Here is a 13119-nt window from a genome sequence, read left to right as displayed (position 1 = left end):
CGGGAAACGCAACCAGGTACTTAGCTTGAATCATATAGGATATGCATCTCGTTTACGTAAACGTAAAAATTAAACGGTCGTTTTAATTTGTGGTGATGGCAATGGTGGTTATCAGTATGATTTATATGGATTTAGCTTACTTCCCTCTAGGTTAGTTCAAAACATTGAGTATTTTCTACTTAGGTCTAATAGGGTGATATGTGTGTAATTATAAATTTACTTAATGTTTTTTAATTACGTAAATAATTACTTTGAGTGTCGGTTGGTAAAGTTGTCTGACAATTTTCATTTAACTGAAATCAACCTCAGTTGTTAAGATGTTTAATTTAAATTATATCATTGACTTATGTTTGTTTTTTCTGTTTGGTCTGACCAATTTTAGCATAAGGTTTACTTAGGTTAATGCGCATTTTTGCTAATCTTTGACTGTTGCAAATACAATCATTTGTCGGTAGGTTTTAGTCTTAAACAAACATTTGATGGTTTTTTGGTGAGTTTATAAGCCGTGGTGATTGGGGATGCTACTGCTTTAGAAGTCAGCGTTAAGCCTGTGAATAGTGGAGCCTCTTGGGAGGGCATCAAGATGACGGAACACACTTTGAGTGAGCAGCAATTGAATTCGACACTGGGTAAAGCCGCACCAAACGCGACACTTGATATTGTGGGGCCTGATATTCCTGGACAAGAGGTGATTTTTACCGACGGGGCTGTAGCCTTACTCGAATCTCTTTGCCGCGAGTTTGCTGGCGAGGTTCCTGTGCTACTTGCTAAACGTAAAGAAAAGCAAGCTCGCATCGATAAAGGGGGATTACCAGACTTCTTACCTGAAACCCGTGCTATTCGGGATGGTGCGTGGCAAATCCGCGGGATCCCAACAGATCTTCTCGACCGTAGAGTCGAAATTACTGGCCCCGTTGAACGTAAAATGGTGATCAATGCGCTTAATGCTAACGCAAAAGTATTTATGGCCGATTTCGAGGACTCTTTAGCGCCAAGTTGGCAAAAAGTGGTAGAAGGCCAGATTAACCTGCGTGATGCTGTTCGTGGTGATATCGAATATACCGCGCCAGAAACAGGTAAACATTACAAACTTGGCCCTCATCCGGCAGTACTTATTTGCCGTGTTCGCGGCTTACATTTGAAAGAAAAGCATGTGCAATTTAACGGTGAGTCTATTCCTGGTTCACTGTTCGATTTCGCACTGTATTTCTATCACAACTATCGCCAACTCTTAGCAAAGGGCAGTGGTCCATACTTCTATATTCCTAAGTTAGAAAGCCATATTGAAGCTCGCTGGTGGGCAAAGGTGTTTGCTTTTGTTGAGGAAAGATTTTGTCTTCAAGCAGGCACAATCAAATGTACTTGCCTAATTGAGACTTTGCCTGCCGTGTTCGAGATGGACGAAATTCTCTATGAATTGCGGTCTAATATTGTGGCGCTTAATTGTGGCCGTTGGGATTACATTTTCAGCTATATCAAAACATTAAAACGCCATAGCGACCGAGTGTTACCCGATCGTCAAGCTGTCACTATGGATACACCCTTCTTAAGTGCTTATTCAAGACTCCTGATTAAGACCTGCCACAAACGCGGTGCTTTAGCGATGGGTGGTATGGCAGCCTTTATTCCAGCAAAAGATCCCGCTCAGAACGAAGCAGTATTGCAGCGGGTTCGTCGGGACAAAGAGCTTGAGGCGCGTAATGGCCACGATGGTACTTGGGTCGCCCATCCCGGTCTTGCTGATACCGCGATGGGGATTTTTAACGAATATATAGGTCAAGATCATTGTAATCAATTACATATTACCCGTGATGTAGATGCTCCCATTCTAGCGGCTGAGTTACTTAAAACCTGCGATGGTGAGCGTACTGAGCAAGGTATGCGTCTTAATATTCGTATTGCGTTGCAGTATTTAGAGGCGTGGATTAGTGGCAATGGCTGTGTACCTATTTATGGTTTGATGGAGGACGCGGCTACCGCCGAAATTTCTAGAGCCTCAATTTGGCAATGGATCCAACATGGTAAGTCACTCTCTAATGGCAAGCTTGTGACTAAGCAACTCTTCAAGGACATGTTGGTGGAAGAACTCGCGAATGTGAAGGAAGAAGTGGGAAGTGACAGATTTACCAGTGGCAAATTCACCCAAGCGGCGGTGTTACTGGAAGATATTACTACCTCTGATGAGTTAGTCGATTTCTTAACTTTACCCGGTTACGAGATGCTAACGGCTTAAGATAAAAATTTTGTACTGTTTATGTAATACGGAATGTGCAGTGGTGGGATAAAAGCCATCTAAACCTATGAGCAGAGTGAAACTGTGGGGCAGTTTCATGATAGCTACAACCTGAAAGATAAAGGAGTGAGACAATGACTAAGGCAACGCAGAATTCACGTCAAGAGCAGATTGATGCAATCAAAAAAGACTGGGCAGAAAACCCACGTTGGAAAAATGTGCGTCGTCCTTATACGGCGGAAGAAGTAGTGAAACTGCGCGGTTCTATTGTGCCAGAAAACACTATCGCAAAGCGTGGTGCGGCTAAGTTATGGGAATTAGTCAATGGCGGGGCAAAAAAAGGCTATGTGAATTCACTTGGTGCATTAACCGGTGGTCAAGCGGTGCAACAAGCCAAGGCGGGTATCGAAGCGATTTACCTTTCAGGTTGGCAAGTGGCAGCGGATGCTAACTTAGCCGGTACTATGTATCCAGATCAATCTTTATACCCAGCTAACTCAGTTCCGGCTGTGGTATCACGGATTAATAATTCTTTCCGCCGTGCAGATCAAATCCAATGGGGTAATGGCGTCAATCCAGAAGATGAAGCATTTGTAGATTATTTCCTGCCGATCATTGCCGATGCCGAAGCCGGCTTTGGTGGTGTATTAAATGCATTTGAACTGATGAAATCGATGATCGATGCAGGCGCTGCCGGTGTTCATTTTGAAGATCAGTTAGCGTCAGTGAAGAAATGTGGTCACATGGGCGGCAAAGTATTAGTACCAACCCAAGAAGCAGTACAGAAGTTAGTCGCCGCCCGTTTAGCGGCAGATGTGAGCGGTGTAGAAACCTTGGTTATTGCCCGTACGGATGCGAACGCAGCCGATTTGCTGACTTCAGATTGTGACCCATACGATCGTGATTTCGTCACTGGAGAACGTACTACTGAAGGTTTCTATCGGGTTAGAGCCGGCCTTGACCAAGCGATTTCTCGCGGTTTAGCCTATGCGCCGTACGCCGATTTGATTTGGTGTGAAACCGCCAAGCCAGATTTAGAAGAGGCGCGAATTTTCGCCGAAGCGATTCATGCTAAGTACCCAGATCAACTGCTCGCCTATAACTGTTCACCGTCTTTCAATTGGAAGAAAAACTTAGATGATGCCACTATCGCGCGCTTCCAACAGGCGTTGTCAGACATGGGTTATAAGTACCAGTTCATCACGTTAGCGGGTATTCATAACATGTGGTACAACATGTTTGATTTAGCTTACGACTATGCTCGTGGCGAAGGCATGAAGCACTATGTTGAGAAAGTTCAAGAAGTTGAGTTTGCTGCGGCCAAGAAGGGTTATACCTTCGTTGCCCACCAGCAGGAGGTCGGTACTGGTTATTTCGACCAAGTGACGACGGTTATTCAAGGTGGTCATTCATCGGTTACCGCGCTGACTGGCTCTACCGAAGAAGAGCAGTTTTAAGCGATTGCTAAGGTCGATTTACCCGTAAGATGTTGTCAATGTAAACCCTGTTTAGCTGCATTGCAGCTGTTGTACCCCCGTGCAGTTCGCCTACATGAGCTGCACGGGTTTTTAAGTCAACACTTGTGACTTAACTTCCTACCCAGTAAGTTTTTGCTTGCCTGAGCTTGGCGACTCTATGAGTCGCTATTTTTTTCATCTTCATTACTGTGATTATTATGGTGCAATTCTGATCTAACTTAGTGCAGTATTTAGACTATTTTACAGTGACTTATTGCTATCGTGTTGTTATTAAAAGGCTATCAATTCTGGCCTAAATAATGCTGGTGTGAATACTGAAGTTTATTGCGCTACAAAGCGATTTGTTGGCATTCACATTGAGGTCACCGCTATGAAATATTACAGCCGCCGTTTAGTTAAACCCGAGCATTTAAATCCTGCAAATACGTTGTTTGGTGGTCAGTTACTAAGTTGGATTGATGAAGAGGCAGCCATCTTTGCGGCTTGCCAGATGAAGACGACTAGCCATGTCACTAAGTTGATCTCTGAAATCAATTTTATGACGCCAGCGCGCCAAGGGGATGTACTTGAATTTGGTTTAGAGTTAGTCAGTCTTGGACACAGTTCTATCACAGTGAGCTGTCAGGTACGTAATAAGATGACACAGGCTCCAGTGGTGAGCATCGATAAGATGGTGTTTGTAAATGTCAATGCTCAAGGTTTACCTGTGCCACACGGTATTCGTGCTAATGCAGCTTAATCAGCCTTGGGTATATTTGAACATCTACAGTTTTGAAATACACAGTGACGCCAAGGCGTCACTGTGATTAGTCTTCTTTTGTTAAATCTTCTTTTACCGATTTCACCGCATCTCTTGATGCGTGTCCAATCGCCCTAGTGGTGTCACGAGTAGCGTGGCCTATCTCTGTGGTGACCTCTTTAGTCGTTGTGCCGATGGCACGTCCCGCGTCTTTTAAATCCGCACAGGCCGTTGTGGCAAGCAATAGCGGGATTATAATGAGAGTCGCTTTATTCATCTTGATATCCATCCTTAAAGTGAGTCCCTAACGTTAACTGAAGCCAATATAACAGATAGTTTCAATTTGTTTAACGTCCTGATCAGGATGCTTGTGTCGCTTTTAGTGTAATTTTAGGTGCGGGTGAATAATACGGCTTATGCCTTTAGCAAACATGAGTAGGGTTCCCTTAGCGATGCCGTGTAGCTCAATTAAGTGTCTACGATACAGAGAGGTATAAACAAAACGTGCAATTTTGCCCTCGACCATCACACCACCTCCGATAAAAGACATCAAGTTTCCAACAGTGTGGAATTTAGAAAGATTGACCAGTGAGCCTAAGTCTTTGTAAATATATTGATGTATTGCTTGTTTACCCTCAAGCATAAGCACAATATTGTCCGCCGTCATCAGTGCCATTTGTCTTGCCGATTGTCCGCGGGGAGGTACCCAAGTGCCATTGGGCTGAGGGCATGCCGCACAATCGCCAATGGCAAAAATATGGGGATCTCGGCTGGTTTGCATATTTTGTTTTACCAAAATCTGGTTGATGTGGTTGGTTTCTAATCCTCCAATTTCTTTTAAAAAATCCGGGGCTTTTACACCCGTAGACCAAATCACCATATCAGCAGGGATAAAAACATCATCCGTTGTTGTGAGTCCATCTGCGGTGACTTGATTGATCCGTGTATTGGTCATCACTTTTACACCAAGCGTTGAGAGTTCCTTCGCAACAGAATCTGATATTTCTACTTTTTCAACTTTAGGCAGAATACGTTTATCCGCTTCGATTAACGTCACTTCGAGTAGATGTGCATCTATGTTGTAACCAAATCCTCGTAATTGAACCACCGCATGATGCATTTCTGCGGACATTTCTACCCCAGTCGCTCCCGCGCCAACCACTGCAATTTTAATCTTGTCGGCGAGTAGGCTGTGGCTGGCATAGCGAAGAAACTTATTGAGTAAAATTTTACGGATAGCCATCGCTTGTTCGGTATTATCGAGGAATTGACAATGCTCTCGTACGCCAGGGATATTGAAATCATTCGCGATACTCCCAATCGCAATTACTAAGTAATCATAGTCAATGCGGCGAGCGGGTAATAAGATCTCGCCGTTATCGTCACAAATGGCGGAGAGGATAACTTGTTTGTTTTGCCTATCAATGTCAGTCATTGCCCCTTGCTGGAAATGGTAGCCATGTGCAGCGGCATGGCTACGATAACTTAGTGCATCAATGCCGACATCAAGTGCGCCTGTTGCGACTTCATGTAATAGGGGTTTCCAAATATGACTTTCAGCACAATCAATTAAAGTGATTCTGGCTTTTTCTTTACGACCTAGTTTATGGCCTAATTTCGTCGCAATCTCCATCCCACCAGCACCGCCCCCGACAATGACTATGTTTGTGATGGTCATGGTAAAGCTCCTATTTATGTGGGGTAAAGTTATCGGGTGAGTGATCTAAAGAATTTTGCGTCACAAAATAGTAACAGTGGTCATCAGGTTCGGCAATTGAGCTGAAATTTGGGGTTAATAGTGTGAAATCTGAATTTTTGTATTATTTCTTTATGATTTTAAAGGTTTTTATATTTATAGGTTTGCAATAGTTATGATTGCTAACGATTGGCTTGATAAGGAAGTGTGATCTGGCGCTTGGTGGTAAGTTTGTAAATGTGCACTAGCTCACCTTGTTGTTTTGTTGGATTTTGGCGACAAGGCTGTTTTATTGAAATCAACTTAGCAAAACGCCAGCGATTTAGGGCTGGCGTTGGTATAACGGCAGGCAGAGTTCGCTAGGCTTGTTCTAACTTAGCTAATCGTTGCTGATAATCTTCAATAAGGTGCTGCATAATTTCTTCTGGCGCGGCGTCATCACAGCATTCATCTAAAAATATTTTAAAAGTGACAAGGGCATGACCATCATTTTTAAGTCTGTCACTCTGCATTGAAAAGTAGGCGTCTTCATTTTCAGCTTTACGAACCACAAATTTGCTGGTTTCGAAGGATTTATTGCCCGACAGTTCATGCCATTTGGTAATACGATTTAATGCAATTTCACAGGATTGGTTCATTTCAATATGATTTAACCAAGTAACGGGATGTTCAGGATCTTTGTAATGTGGACATCTAACGGTGTAGTTATATACGTGAGTGATTGCTGTCATAGCGTACCTACCTGTTCGAGGATATTGTTGCCATCATAGGCATCGTTTTTGAATTCGGTCAATCATTAATTATGGCTATTTTTTGTTGGCTTTTTTACAGTGGTAAGGTTTGTTTTTGTATGGAAATTAACCTGTTACTTAGATTGGTTATGGTGCTATTTAGCATGAGTTTTTTACCAATAACTTTGTGCTAGATCTCAGTTTTAAGGTAAGTTTCGCATTTACTGAATTACTGATGAATAAAGCAACAATATTGGAATGTTGTGATGGTAGCTGCCGTTGCATATTGATAGGCAACACATGATTAGCTTGATGGAGATTAGAGAAAATTGGATAAGATAGCTAAGAAATGGCACTTAATAATGGACAGGGGCCCATTCCTTAGAATGGGCCCCTCAGCTGGCTTCATCTTTTGCAGGGAAAAAGCGAACTGGGGCAAGTCTATCGGATCTGTTACAGTCTGTAACCTACCGAGATCACGTTTTTTATATCATTTCGCTATGAATATTTGACTCTCAGATCCTTTCTTCTTAAATATGCTGATTTGTGAGTGTTTTGTCAGTGTAAAAGCGCATAGATACTGACTTTTATGTTATTTTTTGTTGCCCAATTTTTAATATCTAATTGTCTTATAGAAATTGTGATAGAAAGGCCTCAATAGCGCGCCGATCATCCGTGCACTATTGAGGCCTAAAACGAATTCATTGAAGAATGATGTCGCATTGACTTATGCGCATGACAGCGAATCGTTTCTCACGCAAATTACAGCGCGTTAGTGAAGATCTGGCAGATCTCTGCGTGTGTCGCTTGTTTTGGGTTAGTAAAGCCACAGGCGTCTTTCAACGCGTTATCTGCAAGTGTTGGAATATCTTCTGCTTTTACACCTAATAAGGTCAGATTTTCTGGGATCTTAACTGAAACGGATAGCTTTTTAATTGCGCTAATCGCAGCATTGGCACCTTGTTCATCTGTCATCGCAGAGACATCAACCCCCATCGCTTTAGCAATATCTTTTAAACGAGCGGGTACAACCTGCGCATTATACTCTTGCACATGGGGCAGCAGTAGCGCATTACAGACACCGTGGGGCAAATCATAAAAACCACCTAATTGGTGTGCCATGGCATGTACATAACCTAAACTGGCGTTGTTAAAGGCCATTCCTGCAAGAAACTGAGCATAGGCCATTTGTTCGCGGGCGTTGATGTCTTGACCGTTTTCAACTGCGTTGATTAAGTTTGCCTGAATTAATTCAATGGCCTTGATCGCGCAGGCATCGGTAATTGGGTTGGCTGCCGTAGATACATACGCTTCGACCGCGTGAGTCAATGCATCCATTCCTGTTGCTGCCGTTAGACTGGCGGGCTTTTTCAGCATTAACTCAGGATCGTTAACGGATAGTAAGGGGGTGGTGTGCTTATCGACAATTGCCATTTTTATATGGCGTGCTTCATCGGTAATGATACAGAAGCGGGTCATCTCACTGGCAGTGCCTGCGGTTGTGTTGATAGCGACTAATGGCAACTGTGGTTTAGCGGATTTATCTAGACCTTCATAGTCTTTAATACTGCCACCATTGGTAGCGACAAGGGCAATACCCTTTGCGCAATCGTGGGGTGAGCCACCACCTAATGAAATCACAAAATCGCAGTTATTTGTTTTCAGCAATGCTAAACCCGCCTCAACATTCGTGACAGTTGGGTTTGGTTGAACACCATCAAATATGGTTGCAGTTATGCCATTTTTACCAAGTTTTTCTGCAATTTCACCCACTAAACCTATTTTAACAAGGGGTTTATCAGTGACAATCAAGGCACGTTTAAACCCTAAGGTTTTAATATCTCCGATAGCATCGTCTACTGCGCCTTGGCCTAATACATTGACAGAAGGAATAAAAAATTTAGCAGCCATAAAGTCACCTATTTACTTGTGATATAAAGTTGTTTTCTTTTCTTGTTACTAAACTACCAACTTGACTGGGGGTAATTTGTGACGCAGATCGAATTGAAGGCTTATTTGTAAGTGATTTCCCACTAAAGTTGGAGCTCGGTAACTAAATTGTGGTCTTTTATGACGAGAATTAGGCTAGATATACGATATGATTTTGAAGAGATTTATACAGCTTGAGTTTAATAGGCAAAAAGCCACATTTTATCTTTAACATGCCTCATTTTACTGAAATAAAGTGCTGGGATGAGTTCAATCTCACTTTCTGGTAAGGTGTTGAAGATAACTAGGGTAGGATTATATGGAAAAGTACGAACAACTATTGATTTCACTGCGCCGGGTGATCCGCGCTATCGATATTCATTCTCGCCAATTGAACAAACATTCAGGTTTAACTGGGCCACAATTGATGGTGATGCAAAAAATTGCTCAACTAGATGCTCCCCTTGCAAAACAAGTTGCTGAAGAAATTACGCTAAGTCCTGCGACAGTGACCACCATTATTGATCGTCTCGAGGGGCGTGGTTTAGTGATACGCAAACGGAGTGATACAGATAAACGTAAAGTGCATTTATCTTTAAGTGATGCTGGGCGGAGCTTATTACAAGATTCACCGAAACCGTTACAAGATCACTTTATCAAGCGTTATCAAAATCTTGAAGAATGGGAGCAAAGCCAATTGCTTTCGGCGGTTGAGCGTATAGCGGTGATGATGGATGCCGATAAAATTGATGCCGCACCTATGCTTTTAGTGGGAAAAATCCAAGGGGATGAGTGAGAGTCATACCGCCAATATTGGTTAAGTTAAGCATTTTTAAGCTATTTCACTTTCGTGCTGTATTGACTTAAAAGCAGGTACAACTCCTATAGCACTTAATCTGTTGGACAGTGGGTTTCGGACACAGTGTTAATAAAAATCTCTTGTACAGGGGTGTCAATAAAACCGTCAACCGTTTTTGTTGGCACTATGCTTATCTGATCGACCACATCCATACCTTTTACTACTTTACCAAATACCGCATAGCCGTAGCTGTTAGTCGACGCATCCAGTTGTGGATTATCCAAAATATTAATAAAAAACTGAGAGGTCGCAGAGTTTGATGCCTTGGTCCGAGCCATAGCGACAGTGCCGCGTTTATTGCTTATCCCAATAGAGGCCTCATTTTTAATCGGTGCGTCTGTAGATTTAGCGTTTAATCCAGTGGTAAATCCGCCGCCTTGAATGACGAAGTTATTGACGGTCCTATGGAATAAAGTTCCATTATAGAAAGACTTATCAACATAGTGTTTAAAGTTTTTCCCAGTGATGGGCATATTTGTGAGATCGATGGCCAAAGTGAACTCACCTTTAGAAGTGTTCATAAGATAACAAATATCTGCAGATAACGAGGGAGGAATTGGATTTGGTGTAGGGGGTGTCGTCGTTGTCTCATCATCGCTTCCACCGCATCCCATTAATGCTATGGTCAAACTGCCAGCTAAAACGAATCCTGTTAACATTTTCATCCTAATATCCTTATCTTGAGTTATTTTCGTTACAGGTAGATTTAGAGCCTAAGATCGTTGTTCGAACTAGAATGGCTTGATGTTTCTTTTTGATATCGACATTGAATGGTGACAGAGAATATGATCGGAGTTCAAGTTGGAAAGTACTTTTGATACAAAGTGTTGCAGGTTTTTATCGGTTGGTGATTCGGTTTTTCTATCGAAGGTGGATTAGGATGCGCTCTCGCAATATCTAGGTTTTTACCCCTCATTTATATCCACGCGCATTTTCGGCGCATTGCACCTTTTTTAATCATTTAGCGCTTCAATTTAGTGCACTTAAAGTATTTAACATCTACTTCAACGTCAGTGGATTTTGTGTTTTTAAGCAGAATAAATGACCAACTGACTGATTTATCAATTATCTTTCCTGTCATATGGCTGCAATAAATCTGTCGTCATGTTGTTACTTTATGCTGGCATGGTTACTGCGTATCTAAAGCTATGGATGAGCAGTCGCGGAGGCGACAAATATGGGGCTGGAGAAGTTGCTGTATTTGCGAGGGGTTGGAGCAGAGTTTACGGATTGCTTTGGCCAGTATATCCGCATTTCTGAAACCGATAGACAAGGCATTCTAACGTGCATGTTGCTGGATAATGCCTCTACTGATGGCGATCCCCAGTTCGCATCTGCTGCGCAGGCGTTATTGAGTGATGAGTCAATCGCACAACAAATTTATGAGCTTGATGCGCTTCCTTGGACCCAAGTGTTGCCTGAGTTTCAATGGTGTTTTGTCGATGAACCTTGGATAAGCCTTTATCTTCCATATAGTTACAAAACTGATATCAATATCACTATCCATTGTGAGGATGGCGAGTCGATCCTATTAAATGTGCCATTTTCTACACTGAAAGTGATTGGAGATTATCGGATCCCAGAGGCTCAAGGAGAACGTCAGTATATACAATATCGACTTGATCTCATTGAGTATGGTGTCAAAAACAACACACTTTACACTCAAACAGACATGGCCGATGAAGGACTCAATCATTTCCCAGTATTGGGTTTAGGTTACCATACAATTACTTTTGTATTACCGCCAACGGCGCTTGTCAGTCATGATCTTTTAGAGGCTCAGGTATTCCATGGCACGCTAATGGTGGCGCCACGTACGGCATATCAAGGCGTGCTAAGTACTGCTATCCAAGGAAAACGCCATAAACCATGGGGCGTGAGTATTCAACTTTACAGTTTACGTAGTGAAACCCAATGGGGAATAGGTGACTTTGGTGATCTTGAAGCACTTATCACTTTAATTGCAACACAGGGCGCTGATTTTATTCAACTTAACCCATTGCATGCCCTTGATATTGCCGCACCTGAACACTCAAGCCCATACAGTCCTTGCGATCGCCGTAGACTCAATCCTCTCTATATTCATATGCAAAGCGTACCCGAGTACGAGTTACTCGCCACAGAGTTTGCTTCATCGAGCTGGCAAGAGGCGATTCATGCACTACATCAAGATAATTGGCTTAATTACCCTAAAATAAGCGATCTGAAATACCGAGCTTTTGCTCGTTTATATTGCCTATTCTGTGAAAAGCATTTAGCACTACAAACCCCCAGAGCAAAACATTTCCATGACTTTGTGGCTGAGCAGGGCGCTGCACTGCTGGAATTTGCCGAAGCGGAATGTCTTAGAAGTCCAAGGGCAATTGTGCAGGACGCAGGATTTTATCTGTACTTACAATTTGTCGCACAAAGTCAGTTAGCACTTTGCCAATTAAAAGCGAAAGAAGCGGGAATGGGGATTGGCCTCATTCGCGATCTTGCCGTTGGCGCCGCACTTCATGGCGTAGAAGTTCAAGCCAATGTGGCGCAATTTTGTTTGAATGTGAGCATAGGTGCACCGCCTGATCCCTTTGCACCACAAGGGCAAAATTGGGGACTAACGCCATTAGATCCTATCAAACTCAAACAAGATAATTTTCGGCATTTTATCGCGCTTATGCGCGCCAACATGGAACATTGCGGCGCACTGCGAATTGATCATGTGATGGGATTGCTGCGTTTATGGTGGTGGCCGCTGGATAAAAATTTAGGTAAGGGTGCCTATGTTTATTACCCCGTTGAAACCTTGTTTGCCATTGTTTGCCTTGAAAGCCAACGAGCCCGTTGTGTCGTGATTGGGGAAGATTTAGGGCTAGTGCCTCCTGATATTATTCATCGACTTTATAACGCAGGTATTTACGGGAATGAGTTGTTTTATTTTTGCCGCGACCATCAGGGTTTTAAAGCTCCCAGTCAGTACAAACCCCAAAGTTTAATGATGCTTGCCAATCACGATGTGCCCACTTTAGTCGCTTGGTGGAGTGGCAGTGATTTGCACCTGAGGCGGCAATTATCTCTGTTTGAAACCGACGATCAATTAGCCAGTGCCTTAGCTGAACGAGCGCATGAAAAACAGCAATTACTTTCTCTTTTAGTGCACCAAGGCCTATTAGGTGAAACAAGTGTTCAGGAGATAGACATACCAAGCTTATTAACAGCATGGATGACCTTGGGGGCCTCGGGTAACAGTGCGCTTTACAGCGTGCAATGGTGCGATTTGTTAGCCGATAGCTATGCGGTCAATATTCCGGGGACTTGGCTCGAATACCCTAATTGGCAAAGGCATTTACCCCAAGGGATTGAGCAGGCGGCAAAGATGCCAGAGCTCCTGCAGCGGCTACAGCATATCGCCGCTGCTAGGCAGTTGCCTCACTAACAATGTAATGCAGCAAAACCGACAGACTGCCTGATTGAA

General features: G+C 43.0%; 10 protein-coding genes. 5 read left to right on the top strand and 5 right to left on the bottom strand.

All coding sequences use genetic code 11. From position 1 onward, the window contains the following. Positions 1 to 583 precede the first annotated feature (583 nt). From aceB to SPUTW3181_RS14905, 3 genes are all read left to right on the top strand, one after another. Complete coding sequence (aceB, locus tag SPUTW3181_RS14915) at positions 584 to 2233, top strand: malate synthase A (protein ID WP_041408431.1); 1650 nt, start codon at positions 584 to 586, stop codon at positions 2231 to 2233. Between the two features lie 134 nt (positions 2234 to 2367). Further along, complete coding sequence (gene aceA / locus SPUTW3181_RS14910) at positions 2368 to 3690, top strand: isocitrate lyase (protein ID WP_011790137.1); 1323 nt, start codon at positions 2368 to 2370, stop codon at positions 3688 to 3690. Between the two features lie 391 nt (positions 3691 to 4081). Continuing rightward, positions 4082 to 4450 (top strand): acyl-CoA thioesterase, encoded by a 369-nt coding sequence (locus SPUTW3181_RS14905; protein ID WP_011790136.1) that lies wholly within the window; start codon positions 4082 to 4084, stop codon positions 4448 to 4450. A 67-nt stretch (positions 4451 to 4517) separates the two neighbouring features. Here the strand turns inward: SPUTW3181_RS14905 and SPUTW3181_RS14900 are convergent, their stop codons facing one another. The 4 genes from SPUTW3181_RS14900 to yiaY form a co-directional block, all read right to left on the bottom strand. After that, the gene (locus tag SPUTW3181_RS14900) at positions 4518 to 4727 is read right to left on the bottom strand and encodes a hypothetical protein (RefSeq protein WP_014610151.1); all 210 of its coding nucleotides are present in this window, start codon (positions 4725 to 4727) and stop codon (positions 4518 to 4520) included. Between the two features lie 102 nt (positions 4728 to 4829). Next, positions 4830 to 6128 carry an NAD(P)/FAD-dependent oxidoreductase gene (locus SPUTW3181_RS14895; RefSeq protein WP_011790134.1) on the bottom strand — a complete coding sequence of 433 codons (1299 nt, stop codon included), beginning with the start codon at positions 6126 to 6128 and terminating at the stop codon, positions 4830 to 4832. 377 nt (positions 6129 to 6505) lie between these two features. Then, positions 6506 to 6877 (bottom strand): hypothetical protein, encoded by a 372-nt coding sequence (locus SPUTW3181_RS14890; RefSeq protein ID WP_011790133.1) that lies wholly within the window; start codon positions 6875 to 6877, stop codon positions 6506 to 6508. Between the two features lie 762 nt (positions 6878 to 7639). Next, positions 7640 to 8788, bottom strand: coding sequence for an L-threonine dehydrogenase (gene yiaY / locus SPUTW3181_RS14885; RefSeq protein ID WP_011790132.1), 1149 nt, complete (start codon positions 8786 to 8788; stop codon positions 7640 to 7642). A 337-nt stretch (positions 8789 to 9125) separates the two neighbouring features. Between yiaY and SPUTW3181_RS14880 the strand changes: the two genes are divergently transcribed. Next, positions 9126 to 9602 (top strand): MarR family winged helix-turn-helix transcriptional regulator, encoded by a 477-nt coding sequence (locus SPUTW3181_RS14880; protein WP_011790131.1) that lies wholly within the window; start codon positions 9126 to 9128, stop codon positions 9600 to 9602. A gap of 95 nt (positions 9603 to 9697) precedes the next feature. Here the strand turns inward: SPUTW3181_RS14880 and SPUTW3181_RS14875 are convergent, their stop codons facing one another. Continuing rightward, positions 9698 to 10330, bottom strand: coding sequence for a peptidylprolyl isomerase (locus SPUTW3181_RS14875; protein ID WP_011790130.1), 633 nt, complete (start codon positions 10328 to 10330; stop codon positions 9698 to 9700). A 512-nt stretch (positions 10331 to 10842) separates the two neighbouring features. Between SPUTW3181_RS14875 and malQ the strand changes: the two genes are divergently transcribed. Continuing rightward, positions 10843 to 13080, top strand: a complete 2238-nt coding sequence (malQ, locus tag SPUTW3181_RS14870) for a 4-alpha-glucanotransferase (RefSeq protein ID WP_011790129.1) — start codon at positions 10843 to 10845, stop codon at positions 13078 to 13080. Positions 13081 to 13119 lie beyond the last annotated feature (39 nt).

This window comes from Shewanella sp. W3-18-1 (genome assembly GCF_000015185.1).
In the GTDB taxonomy this organism is placed as follows: domain Bacteria; phylum Pseudomonadota; class Gammaproteobacteria; order Enterobacterales; family Shewanellaceae; genus Shewanella; species Shewanella putrefaciens.
Note: the sequence above shows the minus strand (reverse complement) of the source record. Positions and strands in the feature narration are given on the sequence as shown.